General features: G+C 49.4%; 14 protein-coding genes. 13 read left to right on the plus strand and 1 reads right to left on the minus strand.

Features of this window, described 5'->3' with window-relative positions; genetic code table 11:
• Window positions 1-3: 3 nt before the first annotated feature.
• The 4 genes from purF to BGP77_RS12825 all read left to right on the plus strand — a co-directional run bounded on the left by purF (window position 4) and on the right by BGP77_RS12825 (window position 6,321).
• Window positions 4-1,524 (plus strand): amidophosphoribosyltransferase, encoded by a 1,521-nt coding sequence (gene purF / locus BGP77_RS12810; protein ID WP_108165118.1) that lies wholly within the window; start codon window positions 4-6, stop codon window positions 1,522-1,524.
• A gap of 41 nt (window positions 1,525-1,565) precedes the next feature.
• Window positions 1,566-2,762 carry an O-succinylhomoserine sulfhydrylase gene (locus BGP77_RS12815; protein ID WP_108165119.1) on the plus strand — a complete coding sequence of 399 codons (1,197 nt, stop codon included), beginning with the start codon at window positions 1,566-1,568 and terminating at the stop codon, window positions 2,760-2,762.
• 72 nt (window positions 2,763-2,834) lie between these two features.
• Window positions 2,835-4,448, plus strand: coding sequence for a diguanylate cyclase (locus BGP77_RS12820; protein ID WP_108165120.1), 1,614 nt, complete (start codon window positions 2,835-2,837; stop codon window positions 4,446-4,448).
• Window positions 4,449-4,869: 421 nt separating this feature from the next.
• The gene (locus BGP77_RS12825; protein ID WP_233252356.1) at window positions 4,870-6,321 is read left to right on the plus strand and encodes a glyceraldehyde-3-phosphate dehydrogenase; all 1,452 of its coding nucleotides are present in this window, start codon (window positions 4,870-4,872) and stop codon (window positions 6,319-6,321) included.
• A 91-nt stretch (window positions 6,322-6,412) separates the two neighbouring features.
• Here the strand turns inward: BGP77_RS12825 and BGP77_RS12830 are convergent, their stop codons facing one another.
• Window positions 6,413-6,907, minus strand: a complete 495-nt coding sequence (locus BGP77_RS12830; RefSeq protein WP_108165122.1) for a DoxX family protein — start codon at window positions 6,905-6,907, stop codon at window positions 6,413-6,415.
• Window positions 6,908-7,155: 248 nt separating this feature from the next.
• Here BGP77_RS12830 and BGP77_RS12835 point away from each other — a divergent pair, with 248 nt between their 5' ends.
• The 9 genes from BGP77_RS12835 (at window position 7,156) to BGP77_RS17945 (ending at window position 22,824) form a co-directional block, all read left to right on the plus strand.
• Entirely contained in the window at window positions 7,156-7,707 is a 552-nt protein-coding gene (locus BGP77_RS12835) for a cysteine hydrolase family protein (protein WP_108165123.1), read from the plus strand.
• Between the two features lie 61 nt (window positions 7,708-7,768).
• Window positions 7,769-8,803: a sensor domain-containing diguanylate cyclase gene (locus BGP77_RS12840; protein WP_108165124.1), complete on the plus strand. Its 1,035-nt coding sequence runs from the start codon at window positions 7,769-7,771 to the stop codon at window positions 8,801-8,803.
• A 44-nt stretch (window positions 8,804-8,847) separates the two neighbouring features.
• Window positions 8,848-9,597 (plus strand): SDR family oxidoreductase, encoded by a 750-nt coding sequence (locus tag BGP77_RS12845; RefSeq protein ID WP_108165125.1) that lies wholly within the window; start codon window positions 8,848-8,850, stop codon window positions 9,595-9,597.
• Window positions 9,598-9,661: 64 nt separating this feature from the next.
• On the plus strand, window positions 9,662-11,155 hold the full coding sequence (gltX, locus tag BGP77_RS12850) for a glutamate--tRNA ligase (RefSeq protein WP_108165126.1): 1,494 nt from the start codon (window positions 9,662-9,664) through the stop codon (window positions 11,153-11,155).
• A gap of 275 nt (window positions 11,156-11,430) precedes the next feature.
• On the plus strand, window positions 11,431-11,769 hold the full coding sequence (locus BGP77_RS17940) for a hypothetical protein (RefSeq protein ID WP_146171245.1): 339 nt from the start codon (window positions 11,431-11,433) through the stop codon (window positions 11,767-11,769).
• Window positions 11,770-12,298: 529 nt separating this feature from the next.
• On the plus strand, window positions 12,299-12,628 hold the full coding sequence (locus tag BGP77_RS12855; protein ID WP_108165127.1) for a hypothetical protein: 330 nt from the start codon (window positions 12,299-12,301) through the stop codon (window positions 12,626-12,628).
• A 581-nt stretch (window positions 12,629-13,209) separates the two neighbouring features.
• Window positions 13,210-15,015 (plus strand): hypothetical protein, encoded by a 1,806-nt coding sequence (locus BGP77_RS12860; RefSeq protein ID WP_108165128.1) that lies wholly within the window; start codon window positions 13,210-13,212, stop codon window positions 15,013-15,015.
• A 68-nt stretch (window positions 15,016-15,083) separates the two neighbouring features.
• Window positions 15,084-22,274 (plus strand): FG-GAP-like repeat-containing protein, encoded by a 7,191-nt coding sequence (locus tag BGP77_RS12865; protein ID WP_158269371.1) that lies wholly within the window; start codon window positions 15,084-15,086, stop codon window positions 22,272-22,274.
• Window positions 22,275-22,287: 13 nt separating this feature from the next.
• Window positions 22,288-22,824, plus strand: a complete 537-nt coding sequence (locus BGP77_RS17945; protein ID WP_146171246.1) for a hypothetical protein — start codon at window positions 22,288-22,290, stop codon at window positions 22,822-22,824.
• Window positions 22,825-23,459: the final 635 nt, after the last annotated feature.

Genomic DNA, 23,459 nt, shown 5'->3' on the forward strand with positions numbered 1-23,459 from the left:
TCCATGTGTGGCATCGTTGGGATTGTTAGTGACACCGCGGTTAATCAGCATCTTTATGATGCCCTGACCGTCCTGCAGCACCGGGGTCAGGATGCCGCTGGCATTGTTACTGAGGACGCTGGCCGGTTTTACCTGCGCAAGAGCAATGGCCTGGTCCGCGATGTATTCCGCTCCAGCCATATGCAGCGTCTCAGTGGTACCGCGGGTATCGGCCACGTGCGTTACCCAACTGCCGGCTCTTCCAGTACCTCCGAAAGCCAGCCGTTCTACGTGAACTCCCCGTACGGCATTGTGCTGGCGCACAATGGCAACCTGACCAACTCGGCCGAACTGAACTCTGCGCTGTACCGTTCTGACCTGCGTCACGTGAACACCACCTCCGACTCCGAAGTGCTGCTCAACGTCTTCGCGCACGAACTGCAATTACAGGGTAAATTACAGCCGGAAGCAGACGATATTTTCAGTGCGGTTGCGGCTGTGCATCGCCGCTGCCGGGGTGCCTATGCGGCGGTTGCCATGATCTCCGGTTACGGCATGGTTGCTTTCCGCGACCCTTATGGCATTCGCCCCTTGGTGATTGGTGAGCGCACCAGCGAAGCCGGCAATACTGAATACATGGTGGCGTCGGAAAGCGTCGCCTTGGATGTGTTGGGCTTTACCCTGATTCGCGACGTTGAGCCCGGTGAAGCGGTGTACATCGATGCCGCAGGTCAATTGCATCTGCGTCAGTGCGCAGAAAACCCGTCACTGGTGCCGTGCATGTTTGAGTATGTGTATTTCGCGCGGCCAGATTCGATCATCGATGGCATTTCAGTCTACAAAGCGCGCATGCGCATGGGCGATGCGCTGGCCGATAAGATTGAACGCGAATGGCCTAACAACGACATTGACGTGGTGATCCCGATTCCCGATACCAGCCGCACCTCGGCGTTGCAGTTGGCGAATCGATTGGGTGTCGATTTCCGCGAAGGCTTTATGAAAAACCGTTACATCGGTCGCACCTTCATCATGCCCGGCCAGCAACAGCGCCGGAAGTCGGTGCGTCAGAAACTCAACGCCATCGGTCTCGAATTCAAAGACAAGAACGTGTTGCTGGTGGACGATTCCATCGTGCGTGGCACCACCTGTAACGAGATCATCGAGATGGCGCGCGATGCCGGTGCCAACAAGGTGTACTTTGCTTCGGCGGCGCCGGAAGTGCGTTATCCGAACGTCTACGGCATCGATATGCCGGCGGCCAAAGAGTTGATTGCCCATGGCCGCAGCAACGAAGAAATTCGCGAACTGATCGGCGCCGACAAACTGATTTATCAGGATCTCGATGACTTGCGCGAAGCGGTGCAAACGCACAAAGCCAGCGTGCGTCGCTTTGACTGCTCGGTGTTCAATGGTGAATACATCACCGGCGATATCGACGCGGCTTACTTGAGTGACCTGGAAGCGGCGCGTAATGATCAGAGCAAAGCTAAAAAGCGCGAGAAAGACGATGAATCCGCGCTCGTCGATCTGCATAATGACGACTGAGCCGCGCTGTATTTATTGACGAGACAAATCGAGGGCAGGGCATGAGCGACGAACGCACCCAGGCATTGCAACAGGCACGACCCGCGACCCGTGCGGTCCGCGGTGGTCAGCGGCGCAGCGATGAAATGGAGCATTCCGAAGCCCTGTACATGACCTCGTCGTATGTGTTCGATGACGCCGCCAGCATGGCTGACACCTTTGCCGGTGAGCGCGAAGGCAACGTCTACAGCCGCTACACCAACCCAACGGTACGCACCTTCGAAGAACGCCTGGCGTTGCTCGAAGGCGGCGAAGCGGCCGTGGGGACCAGTTCCGGTATGGCGGCCATCTTTTCCATCTGCATGGCGTTTTTGCAAAGCGGCGACGAAGTGGTGTCATCGCGCTCGATCTTTGGCTCCACCAATGTGGTGTTTAACAAGTACCTGGGCAAATTCGGCATCAGCACTCGCTACGTCGATCCCAAGGATCTGAGCGCCTGGCGCGACGCCATCACCGACCAAACCAAACTGCTCTTTGTTGAAACACCCTCGAACCCGCTGTCCGAAGTTGCCGACATCCGGGCGCTGGCCGAACTGGCGCGCAGCGTTGGTGCGTTGCTGGTGGTCGATAACTGTTTCTGTACCCCTGCTTTGCAACAACCCTTGGCGCTGGGCGCTGATTTGGTCGTGCATTCGGCCACCAAGTTTATTGACGGCCAGGGCCGGGCGCTCGGCGGCGCTGTCGTCGGTCGCAAAACCGAAATTGACGAAATCGTTGGCTTCCTGCGCAGCGCGGGCCCGAGCATGAGCCCGTTCAACGCCTGGGTATTCCTCAAAGGCCTGGAAACACTGAGTCTGCGCATGGCGCAGCATTGCGCCAACGCTCAGACACTGGCCGAGTGGCTGGAAGCGCAACCACAGGTTGTGAAAGTGCATTTCCTCGGGTTGCCCAGTCATCCTCAGCATCAGCTGGCACGTGAGCAGCAAAGTGATTTTGGCGGCGTCGTCAGTTTTGTTGTGAAAGGTGGCCAGGAAGCGGCATGGAAGGTCATTGATGCCACGCGCATCTTGTCCATCACGGCCAATCTGGGTGATGCCAAAACCACCATCACTCACCCCTACACGACGACGCATGGCCGTGTCGGTGATGAAGAGAAAATGGCGGCGGGTATTGAGCCGGGCCTGATTCGTGTCGCCGTGGGTCTGGAAGATGTGCTCGATATTCAAGACGACCTGATGCGCGGTCTGCAACAACTCTGATCCACAGCGTTTGACGTTCAGCCCATTGGTCCAACCGGCCGATCGGTGCTCCCAATAAGGCAACGATCCGGCATGGCCAAGATGATCGACAAATCTCAGCAGCGTGATGAACTGCGCCAGCATTTCAGCCGTCGTGTGCATGATCAGGCGCGCTTGGTGGTCAACGCCTGGCGCAACCTTGACGAAGTGTTGTGGAACCCGGACTGGCATGGGGACTTTATTCGCCGCTGCGATAAACTGCAGCAGTTGGCGGTTCGCTATGAATCGCAAGACATCCTCGCTGAAGCCGAAACGCTGCTGACTCTGCTCGCCAAAACCACCGATAATCAAGCCCCGTCCAGCGATGTGCTGGAAGCACTGAGCAAGCCTGTCCACCGCCTGGCTGAGCGGTGTTCGCGTCGAGACGACAACGCCGCCGCACTGAACATCGACAGCCGTAAACCGGTGTATCTGTGTTGTCATCAGCCTGAACAAGCGCACGATCTTAGCCACCACCTGGAATTCTTTGGTATCCCGTCACAGATTATTGCTGATCGTCAGGCGCTGATGCTGGCTATTGCTCACCGTCGTCCGGCGGCGCTATTGATGGACGTCGAATTCGATGGTGATGGGTTGGGCGTAACCGCTGACGCACAGCAGTTGTCGTCGCCGGCCTTGCCGGTCTATTTCTATTCACAACATCCGCCCGACATTGACATGCGATTGGCCGCCGCTCGGGCTCAGGGCGTCGGGTTTCAGGAAGGCACGCTCGATGCGGGCATCCTGGTGAAGCAACTGAGCAGCCTCTACGCCTTCCGTTCCGAACCGCCTTATCGCGTGTTGATTGTTGAAGACTCACCGGCGCAGGCGTTCTTTGCCGAGCGGTCCTTGAACCAAGCCGGTATGTTGACCCAGGTTGTTACCGAGCCGCTGACGATTCTTGATGCGCTGGAATCTTTTCAACCCGACGCCATCTTGATGGATATGTATATGCCGCATTGCAGCGGTATTGAACTGGCTCAGGTGATTCGCCAGCAATGGCGTTATGACGTGGTGCCGATCCTCTATTTATCGGCCGAGCAAGACACGGGCAAACAGCTTGAGGCCATGGCGCAAGGTGGCGATGATTTTCTCACCAAGCCAGTCGAGCCGGACATGCTGGTTGCCACGGTGCGCAATCGCTGCCAGCGTAATCGTGGCTTAAAAGAGCAGATGATTCGCGACAGCCTCACGGGCTTGCTCGATCACATTAACACCCTCGACGTACTTAAACGCAGTATTGCGCAAGCACAAGCGGAACAGCGTAACCTCTGTTTTGCGATGATCGACATCGACCATTTCAAAGACGTTAACGACCGCTATGGTCATGCCGTGGGTGACAGCGTGATCCGCAGCCTGGCGCTGTTTTTACGTCAACGCTTCCGGCTGACCGATCGCATTGGTCGGTATGGCGGGGAAGAATTTGCCATTGTGCTGCACGACATTGAGTTGGACAAAGCCGGCGAATTGCTCGAAGCCATCAGTCAGGGATTTGCACAAATTCAGCACGACGCTCAGGGCGAACGCATCCAGGTGACTTTCAGTTGCGGTGTGGCTCAACTGGCCCAGGGCGATTCCGCCAATGAGCTCAGCAAGGCGGCTGACAGCGCGCTATATGAAGCCAAAAAAGCCGGCCGGAATACCGTGCGTTTGGCTAAACAGGGCTGACAACTTTGTTTTTCTTTCCTTCCTAGTCGCATCTAACCATCGATATTAAATATTTTCTAAAAAAATCGATGCGCTTTTCAGTTTGAAATTTACGTAACTTCCTTTCATCTACGACTTATGGCGAACTCCATGATGATCGCTTTATCAGGGGCTTATAAGCCTGTTTTTGGCGTTTAGGCAGCGAGCGATTCAAAACAAATCAGGGTGGAATGGGTGCTTTGGTGTAATAAGTTTTCAAAACCATCACGCATCGGTTGTCCGGCCAATAAGATGGCAAAAAATGTCTGACAAAGGTGCTCGATAGGGTTTCGGTCGCATCGTTAGAATGGTGTCAAAACCGGCGCGGTCGGGTGATAACCCGACGGACAGAACCGGACATAAAACGACTGCCTATCAACCGGACACCTTAGAGGATACACGCGTGAACCAAGCCGTGATCGACCAGACCCTGCTGCGCTGGCAGGAAAAAGAAGCGCTCGCCGAAGCCATGATTCCCATCATCGGTCGGCTGTATCGTCAGAACCGGGTAATCACCTCCATCTACGGTCGCCAGATCATCAACCAGTCGGTAATTCAGTTGCTGAAAACCCATCGCTTTGTGCGCCAGGTGGAAGGGCACGAACTGTCGGTGAATGAAACCCTGGGCGTGCTGGAATTGCTTAATGAAATGCCATTGGCCCCAGCGCATATCGATGTTGGCAAATTAGCGCTCAAGCATCGTCGCCATGGTAAAGATGTGCCACTGCGTGATTTCCTCAATACCGAACTGGCCGACCTGCAAGGCAATGCCATCAACGATGAAAACTCGTCGCGTGATGTGGTGCTCTATGGTTTTGGTCGTATCGGTCGGTTGCTGGCACGCATACTGATCGAAAAAGCCGGCGGTTCACCGCTGCGTTTGCGCGCCATTGTGGTTCGACCGGGCGGGGCGGATAACGATCTGGTCAAGCGTGCCAGCCTGTTACGTCGTGACTCCATTCACGGCAGTTTCGAGGGCACCATCAGCGTCGACGCTGAAAACAATTGTCTGGTTGCCAACGGCACTACCATTCAAGTGATTTATGCCAACAACCCAGCCGAGGTTGATTATCAGCGCTACGGCATTCGCGATGCCATTCTGGTTGATAACACCGGCAAATGGCGCGACCGCGACGGTTTAGGTCAGCACCTGAAATGCGACGGCATCAGCCGCGTATTGCTGACCGCACCCGGTAAGGGCGACATCAAAAACATCGTCCACGGGATCAATCATCTGAGCATCCGTGAAGACGACACCATTGTCTCTGCGGCTTCCTGTACCACTAATGCCATTACGCCGGTGTTGAAAGCGCTGCACGATCGCTTTGGCATCGAAAACGGCCACGTCGAAACGGTGCATTCCTACACCAACGATCAGAACCTGATTGATAACTACCACAAAGGCGAACGTCGCGGTCGCAGCGCGCCATTAAATATGGTGCTCACCGAAACCGGTGCGGCAAAAGCCGTCGCCAAAGCGCTGCCGGAACTGGAAGGAAAACTCACCGGCAATGCCATTCGTGTGCCGACACCGAATGTGTCGATGGCCATTTTGAACTTGAACCTGCAGACCGAAACCAGCAAAGACGAACTGAACAATTTCCTGCGCGAAACCTCGCTGTATTCCGATTTGCACAAACAGGTCGACTTCACGCATTCACCGGAAGCGGTATCGTCCGATTTTATCGGCAATCGTAAAACCGGCATCGTCGACAGCGGCGCCACCATTGTGACCGGTAACCGCGCCATAGTGTATGTCTGGTACGACAACGAAGCGGGTTACAGCGCTCAGGTGATTCGCACCGTTCAGGACTTAGCCGGTATTCACTACCAGGTGTATCCGAGCGAAGTGTGAATCCGGTCTGGCCATAAAGCGTTCAGACACAAAAAAGCCGGCCCTCAAAGGCCGGCAAACAGAGGTGAGACGGTTAGCTCGTTGAGCGAATTCAGGCGGCCGCTTTATGGCGTCGTTGGGCAATCCAGTCGGCAATATAAGGCTGTACCCAGCGGTCCAGTCCGATACGGCCGGCATTGGCAGCGCCGTAGAGCACGATGAACTCAACGATGATCATGTTCGGGTTGCTGCTGATAGAGCCGCTGAACAGGAAGGCGAAGTTCATCACCAGTCCGAAGAACACGGCCAGCACAGTGAAGCAGCCGAAAATCAAACCCAGGCCGACAGCGACTTCGCCCCAGGGAATCATGAAGTTGAACAAGCCCGCATTGGGAATGGCAAACGCATCCAGAAAGGATGCCCACCAGTCCTGAACCATGGGGTGTTCGCCGCCCGCTTTGGCGACTGCGCCGCGTAAAAAGCCCGCCGCATCGAAACCAAAGAGTTTGTGCCAGCCTGCCATCAGCCATTCATAACCGAGCCAGATGCGCAGCACGGCCAAAAGGTAAGAGGCGTTACGATCTTCGCGAAGCCATTGACCAATCATAGTGGTGTCCTCCTTTGTATTCATCGATCGGTGGTGTGTTATCCACCGCGTCTGAAACCCTGTCAGTTGTAGATTAACCACAGGTCCACAAGCAGTTCCTGACCTGCGTCAATCGAGCTCACGTTAGCGCGAAAATAGATCGACTCAAGCCGCCATCGTCACGGCGTGATGGTGGCAAAGTAAAGCGTCAACTGGTCGGTCGGGCGATCCTCGCTTTATACTCGCACTCCCGTTTTAGGAGTGGCGTTATGTCCGCAACCGCATTGATCATCATCGACGTTCAGCAAGGGCTTGATAATCCCGCCTTTGGTGAACGCAATAACCCCGAGGCAGAGTCCAATATGGCTCGTTTGCTGGCTGCCTGGCGCGAACGCGGTTTGCCGGTGATGCACGTACGCCACGACTCAGTCGAACCCAACTCGCCGCTGCGACCGGACCAGCCGGGTAATGCCATCAAGCCAGAGGTATTCCCCCAGCCTGGCGAGCCGCTGTTCACCAAGAGTGTGAATTCCGCCTTTATTGGTACGGCTTTGGACGCCCATTTGCGGGAGTCCGGCATCGAACGTTTGGTCATCGTCGGCCTGACCACCGATCACTGCGTATCAACGTCTGTGCGCATGGCGGCCAACCTCGGTTTTGAGGTCACGCTGGTCAGCGACGGCACCGCCACCTTTGAGCGCACTGCGCCAGATGGCACCCATTTCACCGCCGAGCAAATGCACAACGCCAATCTGGCCAGCCTGAACGGTGAGTTTTGCCGGGTGTTATCCACCGAAGCGATATTGGCTGACATGGCGTGATGCTGTCCGCCGGCGAGTGTCTTTGCTAGTCTGAGGGTACGCCGTTGTTGTAGATCACGTCATGAATGAATTTGCTTTGTTGGATCGCCTGGCCGATGTGGTGCCGGAGGCCGATCATCTCGATAGCCTGGTCCCAGCCCTGTTGGAATTGCTGCAATCGATGACCGGCCTGGAGTCCACCTATTTAACCCGGGTCGATGAAGTTCACAGCACTCAAACCGTGCTGTTTTCCAACAATACCGATGAGCAACAGTTTGCCATCCCTCAGGGGTTGGTGGTGCCCTGGGAAGATTCATTGTGCAAACGGGCACTGGAAGAATCCCGGTCGATCAGCGCCAACGTCAGTGAGCACTGGAGCGATTCCAAAGCGGCGGCTGAGTTGGGCATCGAAACCTACGTCAGCCAAACCGTGCACATCGGCGACGGTGAGTTTTACGGCACGCTCTGTGCGGCAGGCCCCAGCAGCCAGGCTGTGTCTGAACAGGCGCAGCGAATGCTGACGTTGTTCAGCCACTTGATTGGCCGCCAACTTGAACACGATCGGCTGATTGCCCGCCTGCAACACGAAAACCGCGAATACAGCCACTTTGCGTTGACCGACCCGTTAACCGGCATTCCCAATCGCCGCGCTTTCGACCGTGAATTGAAACGCACGCTGGCGGGTGCACAGCGCAGTGATGATCAGGTGCATCTGGGCTTTATCGATCTTGATGGCTTTAAAGCCATTAACGATGAACACGGCCATGACGCCGGCGACCGCTTCCTGATCGCGTTGTCGAGCAAACTCAAAGAAGGATTGCGCGATGGTGACTTTGTCGCCCGCTACGGTGGTGACGAATTTGTGGTCTTCGGTACCGCTCCGCACGATGTGGACGCCGAACAAGTCCGCACCATGATCGGCGAACGCCTGACCCGGCTGACTCAGGGCCATTTCGACCTGGGTGACCTGACCATCGATTACCCCGGTGCCAGCGTCGGCGTGGTGACCGCCCAGGACGACGAACTCGACATCGATGCCTTCGTGGCCCGCGCCGATGCAGCGATGTATCGACAAAAAACCGCCCGCCGTAAAGCACGCCAACTGAACGCCGACTGAGGCGTTTTTCGGGCACGGCCGAGCCGCTCTAAAGGATAACCGACGTGACTCAACCCATCGCACTCATAACCGGCGCCAGTCGAGGCATCGGTGCCGCCACCGCACAGTTGCTCGCCCAACGCGGTTACGACCTGGCCATCAACTACCAGCACAATGCCGCAGCGGCCAACGAGGTCGTCGCTGCGGCACACAGCCATGGTGTGCGCGCCGTTGCTATTCAGGCCGATGTCAGCCAGGAAAGCGACGTTGTGCATCTGTTCAAGCGCATCGACGACGAACTGGGCACGATCACCGCGCTGGTCAATAACGCCGGCATCGTGCAGCCACAAACGCGGGTGGAGTGGATTACCGAAGACCGCCTCGATTTGATGTATCGCACCAACGTCAACAGCGCCTTCCTGTGTTGCCGTGAAGCCGTCACCCGCATGGCAACCGACAAAGGCGGGCAGGGCGGTGCCATTGTGAACGTCTCATCCGCCGCCTCGCGTTTGGGCGCGCCGAATGAATACGTCGATTACGCCGCCAGCAAAGCCGCCGTGGATGCACTCACCAAAGGCCTCAGCCTGGAAGTGGCCGCCCAGGGCATTCGTGTCAACGCGGTACGGCCGGGCCTGATTGAAACCGAGATTCACGCCAGTGGCGGTGAACCCGATCGTGTGGCACGGATGGCACCAGCCATTCCCATGCAGCGCGGCGGCACTGCCGAGGAAGTGGCGCAATCCATTGCCTGGTTGCTCAGTGACGAAGCTTCCTACATCACCGGCAGTTTTATTGATGCCGCAGGCGGTCGCTGACTTTTTAGTCCATGGCTGAACAGCTATAATCGCCGCCTTTGCCCAGCCAAGAGACCGCCCCGGCATGACCAAAATTCGCACTCGCATCGCGCCATCCCCCACCGGCGACCCGCACGTCGGCACCGCCTACATCGCACTCTTTAACCGCGCCTTCGCCAAAAGCCAGGGCGGCGAGTTTATTCTGCGTATCGAAGACACCGACCAGACGCGTTCCACCCCGGAAAGTGAAGCCGCCATTTTGAAATCGCTGGCCTGGCTCGGTCTGGACTGGGACGAAGGCCCGGACAAAGGCGGCGAATACGGCCCTTACCGCCAAAGCGAACGCAAAGCCATCTACGGCGATTACGCCAAACAACTGGTCGACGAAGGCCACGCCTTCCATTGTTTCTGTTCCGCCGAACGCCTTGATGCCATGCGCGCCGAACGTCAGGCAGAAGGCCTGGCCGGATACGACGGTCACTGCATGCACCTCGACGCAACCGATGTTAAAAGCCGACTGCACGCGGGCGAAAAATCCGTTATCCGCATGAAAGTGCCGGAAGAGGGCGTGTGCGTGGTTGAAGACGAACTGCGCGGCCAGATCGAAATCGACTGGAAACAGATCGACATGCAAGTGCTGCTGAAAAGCGACGGCATGCCGACCTACCACCTGGCCTGCGTGGTCGATGACCACCTGATGGAAATCAGCCACGTCTTGCGCGGCGAAGAATGGATTTCCTCGACACCCAAACAATTATTGCTGTACCAATATTTCGGCTGGCAACCGCCGGTGTTCTGTCACTTGCCGCTGCTGCGCAACGCCGATAAATCAAAACTCAGCAAACGCAAAAACCCGACCTCGATCGACTACTACCACTCGGTCGGCATCCTGCCCGAAGCATTGATCAACTTCCTCGGCATGATGGGTTGGACCATGCCCAACGGCGAAGAAAAATTCACCCAAAGCGAGATGATCGACAATTTCGATCACAAACGCATCAGCCTCGGCGGCCCGGTCTTCGACCCGGAAAAACTCGATTGGCTGAACGGACGTTACATCCGCGAAGACCTCAGCGCCGAACAACTGATGCAGCGCCTGCTGGACTGGAAATTCAACCGCGATTACGTCGAAAGCTTCCTGCCGCTGGTGCAGCAACGCATCGAACGCCTAAGCGACGCCGCACCGCTGGCCATGTTTTTCTTCCAGGGCGTACCGAACCTGACTGCCGAGAGTTTCGAAAGCGTCAAGCTCGACGAAGATGACCTGAAGAAAACCCTGCAACTGGTGCTGTGGAAACTGGAAACCCAACGCCACTGGGAAAAAGACAACATCATGGCCGACGTCAAAGCCGTCGCCGAACACCAGGGCCTGAAAATGCGCGACCTCATGGCCCCACTGTTCATCGCCATCACCGGTTCCCCGGCTTCTGTGTCAGTGCTCGATGCCATGACCATCCTCGGCCCGGACCTCACTCGTGGCCGACTGCGCCATGCCATTGAAGTACTGGGTGGTTTGGGTAAGAAAAAACTGAAAAACCTGGAAAAGGAATTTCAGCAGATCGCTGCGTTTTTGGATTAGTGCAAGGCCAAGCTATTGATCTAGCTTCAGTTAGGAATCAGCCAGGACATGTATGGCCTGGCTGATTTCACTTTTGAGCAGCAACACCTGTGTTGCAATGCAGCTTCATTACTTACTGAAAGTATCAATATTTTCTAATGCACAGCTAATTTGACCAGCAATTAAGTGATAATCAGACTTTTACTCTTTAAGTGATACTGGTTTACTCGATAGCTTTAACACAATAAATTGTTGGTCAATACCCGTTTAGACTTTCAGTGAACAGGAGCGATAGTGTGAGTAAACCGATAAGATTTTTTTCTCTGCTGATGTTGTTGAGTAGCTCTCCGTATGTTTTCTCTGACATGCACTATGCATCAGGGTTAGTGAAAGGAGTGTATTGGAGCCAAGTTAACGGTGGTACTTTTACAATAGAAGGGTTTGGCTCTGCAGGTACATGTCCGATCAACGACCATTTAGTGGCGATTGCGTTTCCTGAAGAAGATAGGGAATTTGTACGGTCTGTTGTATTGTCGTCGCAGATTGCAGGCAAACCGCTCAATGTAAGAGTGGATGATACCTATAGAACGGAAGATGGACTCTGCTATTTGCATGTTGTTGAGCGTGTTAATTAACAACACCAACCTGCTGTTTAAATACCAGTCAGAAAACTTCTATATTTTGTTTTAGTTAAATCTAAATTAGTGACCAGGAAAGCCAGCAGCAACAGCTGGTTTTCCTGTCAAAAGTTACTGTTTCTACGCAGCTATAATGATCACTAACCTCAATTCGATGGTTCCTGGGCATTCTTTTTATAAAAGCGGACAGATGTGCGCCTCTTTAGGTTTTCTGTACATTGCGAACAGGGTAGCCTTATTCGCTTGTGACTTCGGAACTGACAATCCATTCTTCTGGCGTGCCCTGTAACCGGCTGGGCGGTAGCGTGGAAAGCGCATTATTCAGCGTCTTTTGCTTCCTGTTAACCAGATAACAAGAGGTTGAAACCATTGAAATAGATGGTCTTAATAGGCTGCAGTACCACTTCAAAAAATGCATTGGAAGTTTCTAATAATTAATAGTCAATTCGCCGGTTACCCTAATACTAACGCCGTCACCCATCTAAATACCTCCTGTTAAAAGACAAAAATAACCTCGAGGGCTAATATGAAGAAGGCGCTGTATCTTATCATTGTGATTTTATCTATGTCTGGAAACGTCAGGGCAGCAGATGGAAGTTTTACTGTTTCCACGATTGGCTCAAGCAACAATACCGATACCATTTTTATTCGTACGTTAGAAGAAGTACAGAATACTACGTGTGAGAATAAAAAATTACTGCGCCTCCCTCATACCGATGGTTCTGCTGATAGGCTTTTCTCATTAGCAATTGCAGCCCAAGCTCAGGGTAAGAAGATCTCAGTCGAATATGATGGTAATCATTGTATCGATAATGGAACTGTAATAACTGTCTTTTGGCTTGATCATAGATTTTAGCATCATTAATAAAAAGTAAATTCACTAAATCCTGAACTTTAACTTCATTTCTTGAAAGCCCAATATGGAGTTCTATTCTAAGTATCATAAGTGATGGTTTCTCTATTGTTTAGGCTTCATAGATTGATGTTTTCCAGGGCAATTAAAAATTAAAGGTGACTGTTGTATGAGAAAAATACTTTTTGTTTTGTTGATAGTGGTGACCTCCAGCCCTGTCTATTCAGCAGTAATTGAGACTCCAAAGAGCGAAATACTACTATTGTATCCTACGCAGGAATATCTGGTGTTCGTGACAGAATATTCCAACTCACTTAGTACCTGTAATAGCAGTCGTCGTTTTCGGCTCGATCCGCTAGCACCTGACTATCAGATTCAAGCTGCTGTTTTGATTTCAGCTTTTATGGCTAATAAAGAAATTAAAATGTACATAGATGACGCTCAGCCCTCTGACTGCGCCCCTATTGTTAATAGATTTAGAGTGTATTGATTTGAGTAATTAACTATTAATTATTTCTCTATATTGATGCTGCTCCGTAAATTTGGACCGGTTTAATTGAGAATATCTTTTAAAGGAGATTTTTGTGAAAAAGATATTTCCCCTGTTTTCTTTATTTCCTCTATTTTCTATGCTTAGTATCAATGCGTTTTCTGATAATACTCAAGTCACTCCAATTCCTAACGGGTCGTTGACTAATGATTATATTTTTGACGAGTACGGCCTCTCAGAAGTAATTGATACAGAAGTTGTTGCAGGTCGATATTCATTTGAAAGGGCGTTGTTAGATAGAAACATTATTTTCATGGGGGAGCTAGTTCCAGCACCGCCAGTCCGTATTTTTACTAATGAGGAGTTAGCTGATGGTAGCTTTACTTTACCAGAGGCCGAGAAAACCTCATTACTTGAAATGGCAGCGATCGGCTCCGTTGGCATTAGAGTGGAATCAAATGAGCCAATACGGGCAATGGATTGTCAAAAAGCGGCAGTAGAGCTTGATGCTAGTACCAGCGAGATGGTTAATAGAGTATCGTGTGTGAGCAATAATGAAGGTTCGATTTTAACAACATCCCATCAGTATCGTCCGCTTTCAATTACATATAACTATTCAACGGAATTATTTGGTTTTCGTTTTATTGATAGGAAACGTTATACAGATTGGACGATAAATGTTTTAGGGCCTGCGTACACTCAGGTCGCAAACGGTGTATATCGAGAATATCGTAGGGAAGCTTGGAATACTAGAGGTATGGTGCCCATTGTAATGAACGGCATAACTCTTTTTGTTGAGGCTGATGTTCGAGTTAGTGAGCCTTGGGAATTATACAAACGTAGAAATGTCGGTTCAGAAGAAGTGGCGTTTAATTCTGGTAGAAGATTCTATATTCAGTGTGGTACGCACAAATTCTATGAAGATGAAGATTATTTCCCGGTAGGCTTTAGTGGTTTAACGATGGATCTTAGCAGTACTTTTGATAGTTACTGTGCAGATAAAGACGTTACTTATCATTTTGAAAATATGCAAAACACGGGTGCCAATACGACTTCGGTAACATTTATTCCTCAATCATATTTGGTTCTGCCCACGGATTATATCGGGATATATGCACAGAAACTGGAAGTGAAATTGAACGATGCTGCTGACAACTTCTTCTTCTATAGCGAGCTTTATAATCCTACAGAAGATGCATCTCCAGGGGATGGTGATGCAACTGCCTATAAAACATCAGCTCAGGAATTTTCATCTAGCCTTGAAAACTTGATGAAACAATATGCTGATTTTAGTAGTGAGCTATCTACTAGTGACGTTGATCAGTGGTTTTTCTCTGATGCTTCTGAAGTTCAATCATGGGCTGAGTCTGATCAATCAACTTTTGATATCACCTCGGATGATTTTGATTTTATGGTTGGTGTATATAAAGGGCCTTTTGTCGAAGAAGACCCCGTTTGGCTCGATGATTTCAATATATGGTTTCATGATGAGTCAGGTTTAGCAGGGGCGGAGGTTTCTCCTGCATTTTCAATAGAAGCAATTAACGATGTAGCAAGATACGCTCTTGATCCAATTGGTTTGGATGTTCATTACGCTTTCGGCTGTAAGTATTTGGAAGCTTGGGAGCATTTAACGAAAGCTAAAGTAATGGCAGATCGGTACATGTTCTTAATGGACCAGTATTCATTTGGAAACAACTTGCCACCGGCATATTTGGATATGAGTGATCTCAATCAGGCTAATATTATGTATCAAACACATAAGCAGGTTGTAAGTGCTGAAAATGCTAACCTAATGTCTCGCTTGCAATCTGAAGGCTTTGCATATATCCCATCTTGGAATGAAACGTCTCGTAATACGATGTGCCCAACCTCTTCTGGCGGCGGTTTTAGTGACTAAAATGTAATGTAATGCAAGGCCAAGGATGGCTTGCTTTTATATCAGTTCATTAACAATAAGGTATGGAAATGAGCATCAAACGATCATTATTTAAGATCGGTGTATCATTAGTTGCTTTGTGCGCCGGAATAAGTGAAGCCGTTAGTTTTCAGGACGATTCCTATGATATATATGAGAATCAAAACGGTAATATTTATTTTCTGGCCAAGAAGAAGCTTCTACTGATTGCGGGTGAAATTTCCATACCCATTCAATATAAAGATGGAAAGTCGTTCTATCTGAATGTATCCGATAATACGATCCACTCACTGAATTCAACACCAAGTATGAGTGGTCTAACTGCGCTATCGGGCTACGAGGTATACACGGGCGATTTTAATGGTGATGGTTGGTCCGACATGTACCTTCATCCTTTAGCCTCTGGCAGTAAGATTAAAGCTTACTTAATAAACGGGGGTTCAGGTTTCAGGCCGACTGAAATGAGTAATTATTCATGGATTGCTGGTCATGAAGTCGTTGACTTAACCCCTGTAATCCATGATTACAACGGGGATGGAACTGACGATTTAATATTTACATCACCAACGGGAGAGCAGGTTCCTCTTTTTCAATATAACAGTATTATCAATGAGAATAACTCTTCACCGGTGACTGGTAATGTTGTTGGTCAAACCGACTTCTCAGCAACAGTATCTAAAGGCGGTGCGGCCAATATTGGTATCCTTCTAGAAACTCCGGTTGGAGCTACTGGTCTAAGCGCACCTGTTTCTATGAGTTACAACAGTCAATCTGGCAGCGGTAATATGGGGCGGGGCTGGTCCGTTTCTATTGGCGGCTCGATTGCCCGATGTCAGCACGAGTACCCGCTTGATCGGCCATTAACGTACACAGCGAGTGATGCTTATTGTTTCCAAGGGGAGCGTCTTGTTGCTATATCGGGAACGCATGGTGCCGCGGGTAGTTTGTATCGCACACAGGTTGATTCCGGGGTGCTTATTGAAGCTCATGGATCTTATCTGGGTGAGCCGCAATACTGGAGTGTTCATACCCCCAATGGTGATATTTCGTACTATGGAGACTCAGAGAGTTCTAGGCTGGAGCACACCGACGGTGCTGCCGTACTAAGTTGGGCGTTGTCTTCTACACAGAAGATCTCGGGTGCAGAATATGAAGTTAATTACTCGACAGACGCGAACTCCGGTGAGCAGTTGCTGGAATCTATTGTCTATGTTGAGCAATCTGCGTCAATCCAATTTGAATGGGATGACCGAGCCAATGTATTTACTGGTTGGAGTAATGGAGCTCGAGTATCAAGTAGCAAACGTCTAAGCTCAGTAACGATGCTAGCTGATGGTGAAACACAGCGGGTTTATAATGTTCACTACAGTCAAGATAACCGTACAAATAAACCCTTGGTTATTGCTATACAAGAGTGTTCAGATAACGGAGATTGTTATAAGCCGCTAACATTTGATTACGAGTCTACTAATAGCAATAATGATTACGAAAATATCGCCACATATAATAACAATCCTGACAGCGACTATGTCAGTAATAGTCTTCTTACCGGAGACATAAATAACGACGGTTTCACTGATATATTATATATCGGTAAAAAAGGAGGCAGTTGTACAGTTTGGGTATGTAATAATAACGACGCAACGGTTCTGAAATTTAGGTTGAGCAATGGTGATGGAACCTATCGTCATGTAGGCTCACTTGGTATAACACCTTCTAATAGAGAGTCTCTTCCAGCGACCTATAATCTGGTTGATGTAAACTTTGATGGCTATTTTGATGTGGTTCAAACATCTCAAGACCACATCAAAACTTGGTTTGGTAACGCTCGATTAGGGCAAGGGCAGAACCGTTTTTCAAGTCCTCGAACTGACAGTTTTGATTCTTCTGGCGTTAGTGTGCAGTTTGCTGATGTAGATATGGATGGATATCCGGATTTAATCACCCATGAGCGCACCAACCAGTGGCAAGAATTCTCTCGTTATCGAACCCGTGTATATGAAGGTAATGGTGATGGTACCTATGATAATAGCCATTCAATTCAAATATATCCGGAGTACTACAATAAAAAGCCTCCTGTTTTAACGGATTATGATGGCAACGGTGAAAAAGAGTTCCTGTTCCACAATGCTGATATAAATCTGGATGAACCGTCGTCAGGGCCGGATAGCAAGACATGGCGAGAGTTACTGGCAATAGCAAAGCCGGGTCAAGAAGACCTTTTTAGTAATCGAGCAGTTATCTATCGAATAAAGCACCGTGAGCTCGCACTGGACGGCCATGTTGAACTCGATGCTCCATCCCTAGGTTTACCTCATCATTATCAAGATATAACGAATGATGGTGTTCCAGATCGTATTGTGGAGGACGACTATCAGCTTCATTACTATGAGGGTCATGGTGATGGTCAGTTTGATACTAATCCCACCACGCTTCCGCTTCGCTATGCTAGGGCCAGTACGTACGAAAGTAGTGCTGCTGATACTGCTAGTTCAGGAACTCAATATGCAGATGTAGATGGCAGTCTGCTTGATGATAGTTCCGATGGAAGTTATGTAATTGCTGAATTCGGTGGTGATATAGAATCACAGCTCAATAGCTATCAAAGCTCTGAAGGCGTCGTTTATGCACCCATAAGTTCCTTACAGGTAGATAATGAAAAGGAAAAACTCAGAACGCTCATTTTCGAAGATATAAATAACGATGGCTATATCGATATTATAGAGCACCGCCCCGTCGAAAATAATGGCGCTATTTTTGTCAAATATGGTAGTTATTTTGGATTCACCACGAGTAATACACTTGAGGGTGTAGACAACTCTACAGATGACACGACTTTGCGCTTCTTGGATTTGGATGGAGATGGTGTTCGAGACCTGATGTCTTTCTCGAATGATACCGGTCAGGCTCAGACTTATGTCTCACAATCCAGTCATAGGCCGATGCTCACGACCATCGATGATGGTTTAGGGAACCTAACCACTTTTACTTGGTCACGGATGACGGATACTGATGTCTATACTAAAGGTATTGGAAAGCGTCCCAACGGCGAAAAGGATGTAATCAGCAATCGTCGTCTAGTCGCTCAGATGACATCGCCAAGTGGCGTGGAATATTATCGCTATTCCGGAGCCAGGCAACGTATTGGGCGAGATGGCTATCTCGGATTCCAGCACTTTGTGCGTACAACGCAGAGGACCTCATTAGCTAATTTGCAGGGTTCTGACTATCAAACCAGGGCTTTGGTAACGGCAACTTATTTGCATCAGGACGCGCCCTATATTGGCCGAACGGAAAAAGTTGTCACCTTCAATGTTGTTTCAAGTGCTGAAGAAGCGAATGATGCGGTGAATTTTTTCGCGGCTTCTTCAACATCCGATATGATACCGCGGCACAATACAATCGATATCGGTAGTGATTACACGGCTGTCTCTAACTGGAGAGAGAATCAGTGGGATTCGATCAATGCTAATGGTATTGAGTTTATCTATCTTGAAAAATATATAACCCGGCAGTTTGATTTCAAAAGTCAGGACCGTCTGCTACAACAGTCAGAAGTTGAAGAAGTATTTGAGAAGCCGCAATCCGATTCCTACTTCGCAAGAAGGGTGCAAACGATTGTAAGAACCGGCGGCGAAGAAAATGCTCTGGCGGATAACTACCAAACCGAAGTCGTTACGGACTATGATTATAAATACGCTAGCGCACTGTATGGCGAACCAAGAGATTTCCTGGTCAGCCAAGAAACCACTGCCTATACCGAAGATGGCAAAGAGACACTCATAGACGCTGTCGAAAATACCTTCGACACTCGTAACCGCCTGGAAACCCGAACCACCTATACCGTTTCGGAAAGTCAGGCGCTGGATGGCTCATCGGCAAAGAATGCGATTCAAACTGAATATGCATACACCAGCGATTCTATCAGTACGCTTTATTCTCAAACTGTCAGCTCAGTAAACCGCATGCCAGGTGAATTGGGTTATGCACCGCCAAGGGTGACACTAACGGAGTTCAGCAGCATATATGACCATAAGTACCTCACAGCACAAACGCGGTTATCCGGCTCTGGCAGTTCGGCGAGTGACCAAACGGTCCAATATGACAATTTCGATCAGTTTGGTAACCCACGCACGGTTACCAATTTCAATGGAACCCAAAGCTTCCAACAAACAGATGGTTTTGGAAATGTCATCTCAACCACCGATTCCTGGGGCGTAGTAACCAGCCATCAGTATTACTTCTGTTCCAGTTATGGCGGCTCACATCTTTGCCCGAGCGATGCCGTCTATACTGAACAAAGCCGAGTCGTTGGTGATTCAGGCCAGGTTCAAATACAACCCACCAGTTATCTGTTTTTTGATGCCAGAGGCCGTGAGATCGGCAGCGCAACCCAGCTCCAGTTTGGCGCCTGGTCGGTTTCCAAGAAAGAATGGGATACGTACGACAGGCTGGTACTGGAAACCACCCCGGTCAGTGCATTCAGCTATTACAGTGATGTGCCAACCCAAGGGGTGTATAACAAACGCTACTATTATGATTTGAACGACCGCATCGTTGTTATCGAGCAGGATAACGCCGAAGGCTTGGGTGTAAACCGCCGGACTAATGAATACACGGTCACCGGAGATACGGGCGGCTATGAAAAGCGGGTTACCGATGGAAAAGGGCGTCAACGTTATGAGTATTACGATGCCCAGGGTCGCTTAATCAGCACCCGAGAGACCTACCTGGCAAACGACGGTGATGGCAATTCTACGGCTCGGGATGCAACCATTCACCACCTATATGATGTGAAAGGTCGAAAGCTCGACATCGAGTATCCGGGCCTGGATGGCACCGGCATGATCTCCTCGGCCACAAGACTGCACGAAACCTACACCTATGATGATGCCAACGGTGTCTTCACAGAAGAAATTCCCGACAAAGCCGTGGCCGATGTCACCAGAACCAATGCCTATGGCAATGTGGTAGAGCACATCGACGCCAACGGCGTAACCACCCGTTATCAATACGATGTGATGGGCCGCAAAACCAGCCAGCGAGTGGGCGATGTACTCAGTTGCTGGTATTACGATAGAGCACAGCCCTCTAAATATTCGGGCATTGATAATGCCATCGCCATTGGGACGCTCGATTCCGTTGTTACCTACCAAGGTGGCGCCAGAACAACATGCCCAGTGCAAACAGACGTTGTTAATGCATTAACCGATGCGAACATCGCCATCGCCAAAGACTACCGATTGAACGCTCATGGCGTTCTTGAACAAGAAACGGTCTACACCGGCCAGATGGTGTTTGTAACGGACTATGAATACGATGCCTACGGTCGTCTGGAAACGAAAACCCTGCCATTAGTGCCCGGTGAATACGGTTCTGGTCTGGAACCGACCCGGGTTGGTATGGAGTACAGCGACTCAACCGGTTACCCCACCGCCTTAACCAACGGTCTATCGGGTTCACAAAGAGTGGTCTATGAAGCAAATACCGACATGGATCACTTCGGCAATGTCGTTGAGAAAACACTAGGCAGCACGACTCTGGTTCGGTCGTTCGACCCCGCAACAAGTCGAGTGGCCAGTATTCAGGCAACCGCTAACGATTCCGTGCTGGTGGACTACGAATACGAATTTAACATCGTGGGCGAAATTATCGGTCGCTCCGAGAGCATCACCAACCGCGATGAAAAATTCGGTTACCTGGATGGCTATTCGCGGCAAATCACCAACGTCTGGGTAAAGGGCATTAACGAATCGGACAGCAGCTACCGCGCTGAAGAAACCTATGTTTACGACGCACTGGGTAATATTCGCCAACACAGGCGCAATGATTACCACAACAACGTCACCTTCGACATGGACTACAACTACGAAGGTAAGCGCCTGACAGACATTACGGGCACCTTCGGCTCAAACCGGCTGCAAGAAGACTTCGACTACGATAATAATGGCAACGTAACGTCGCTGGGCTTTTACGCGCTGGAGTACAATAGCCGCAATCTGCTGTCGAAGGTAGCGAGCAGTAACAGAAGCGACACTACCGAATACTGGTACGATGAAAACGGCACCCGCTATAAACGCACCGCCAAAATCGAAAACATCGTCACCAACACCTTTATGATGGATGGCTATGAACGTGTTGAATCCGGAGGCTGGGTAGAGCACCGTCATTACATTGGCAGCAATACGCTGCTCACCACCAACGATTTTGGCTCAAAGACTCAACAACACTTTATCCGCGATCACATCGGGTCCATCGTCGCGGTAGTGGATGATGAAGGCAGTGTTTTGCAACGGAAGCGATATACGGTGTTTGGTGAAGAGATTGAAACCTTCACGGCGTCTGGCTTACCGCAAATGCTGGGAATCACGGAAAAAGGCTTCACCAACCATGAGCATATACCTGGCTTCCAGCTAATCCATATGGGTGGTCGCCTGTATCATCCTCGCTTAGGGCGGTTCTTACAGGCGGATATCGTTATTCAGAATACCAAGGCACCGGTTAATTTCAGTCGGTATGCCTATGTAATGAATAACCCGTTGGGGTATACGGATCCGAGTGGATACCTTTGGAAGGAGGTTAAGGAAAAGGTTAAGAAGATTGTTAGTCGAATTACAGGTAGCGGGTCACGTTCTAATAGTAATGATCACCAAAAGTCAGAGAGTGATAATGAGACCACTAATCCGATGCCCGAACCTGGCAGTGGTGATACTTCCGAAGCTGAGAATCCTAACATTGGCGACGAAAGTGAGAGTCAGATAGAGCCTGTTGATACAGTAGATGAATTAGAACCAGGAGCTTTAGATAGTCCAGTAGGCGCTTCACTAATTAGTTCGCTTTTTGGAGCTGTCCGTACATGCGAAGTGTGTTCGAAGGTCCATCCTGGGACTGATTATTTAGTTCCTGTTGGCACGGATGTAGTTGCAACTGCTGATGGTTCGATCGCTAGAGCTTATACGTCAGTTACTTATGGAAAGACGGTCATTATTGATCATGGGGAATCTAGGTCAGGCGAAGGAAATGTATATACACTATACGCCCATGGAAGCGAAATTTCGGTTGAAGAAAATCAGCAAGTTAAAATGGGGCAAAAAGTTCTTACGTCAGGAAACACGGGTAATTCAACGGGTCCGCATTTACATTATGAGGTAATTAAATCTACATCGACGCCATTCCAAAGAGAGTTTTATGGTAATTTGAATGAACGTTATGCTCCGGCAGAATTGAAAGATTTGTTATAGAAGAGGTGGACTCATGTTGCTTTTTAGTAAATATAGTGGATTTATTTTGTCTGTATGTCTTTGGCTAATTGCTAGTTGTAGTTTATCCCAAGAATTTAGTTCAGTTGTCGATCCATGCTCTAATGATAATTTAGTGTCTGAACTTGATAGTGTTACAAATGATGAAATATTCTTCTCTATACTAAACGGTCCGTTAGAGTGGAGCGAAGTTGAACCTTTATTGGTTAATATTAATAGAGAAGAAGTGAGCGGTAATTATGCGGGTGGATCGGAAAGCTACCTAATTAAATCAGAAGATAAAGAGGATTATTTTTCTTACTATTATAGTAGCGGGAACGTTTTTCCATTGTGTTTGTACATACGGTCTCCTGATATTTTGGCTGAAGTATCTCGGGTCGCAAATGAATATGATGTTTTTTCTGATCGACTTAATAATAAGGATATATCTACACTGAAAGTTAGTACGTTAGAAGGGGGTGCTGTAATGGGGTTTGTTTTTGAGAGTGGGCAGTTGTCACTATTGGTCTATCGTGCTAGCTATATAGATTAGATGTAAATTAGATTAGAATGGTAAGCTGGACACCCATCAAAGCGTGCACAGTCGTATTGTTAGATGACCCTAGTGTAAGCTTTATTCTTGACCTGAGTATTTATTGCTAACGAATTTAAATCTGAGTGTGTTAATGGCTAGCTTTGTGAATTTTAGGCATGATGAATTACTGAAAAAGTTCTGTCTAAAGGATTTTTTAGGTTGCCTTTTATTTGATAAAAATACTGAAGTAGAAATTCCTAGCGTTCGTCTATAGCTTAGCTTCTTACATACGCTAAACAACATATGTGTTGAGCCAACTGAAATCCGAGATGAACTTTCGAAGTGTGTTAAATTGTAAATCAACTAATCGGAACCAATATTGAGACGTTCTAAAATTGGTGAAAGTGAATCATCGATACGACCTTTTTTGTCGAGTTTGGTCCTGAAGCCCTAAATATTTTAGTAATCGAAACGTTAGACCTGCAAGTCCTTTCATTGGTGACCAACGATGGTAGGTAGGGTATTGACCACCCAGCGTAGTGAGATCCACCGATACTAAAGTCCTCCTTTATTAAAAGTCTAAAAAATTCACTACCAGGAATTAGATCTTATAGCTAAGTGGAGTGTTATTGATGATGTTCTTTAGTTATGAA

The organism is Saccharospirillum sp. MSK14-1 (genome assembly GCF_003054965.1).
In the GTDB taxonomy this organism is placed as follows: Bacteria; Pseudomonadota; Gammaproteobacteria; order Pseudomonadales; family Natronospirillaceae; genus Saccharospirillum.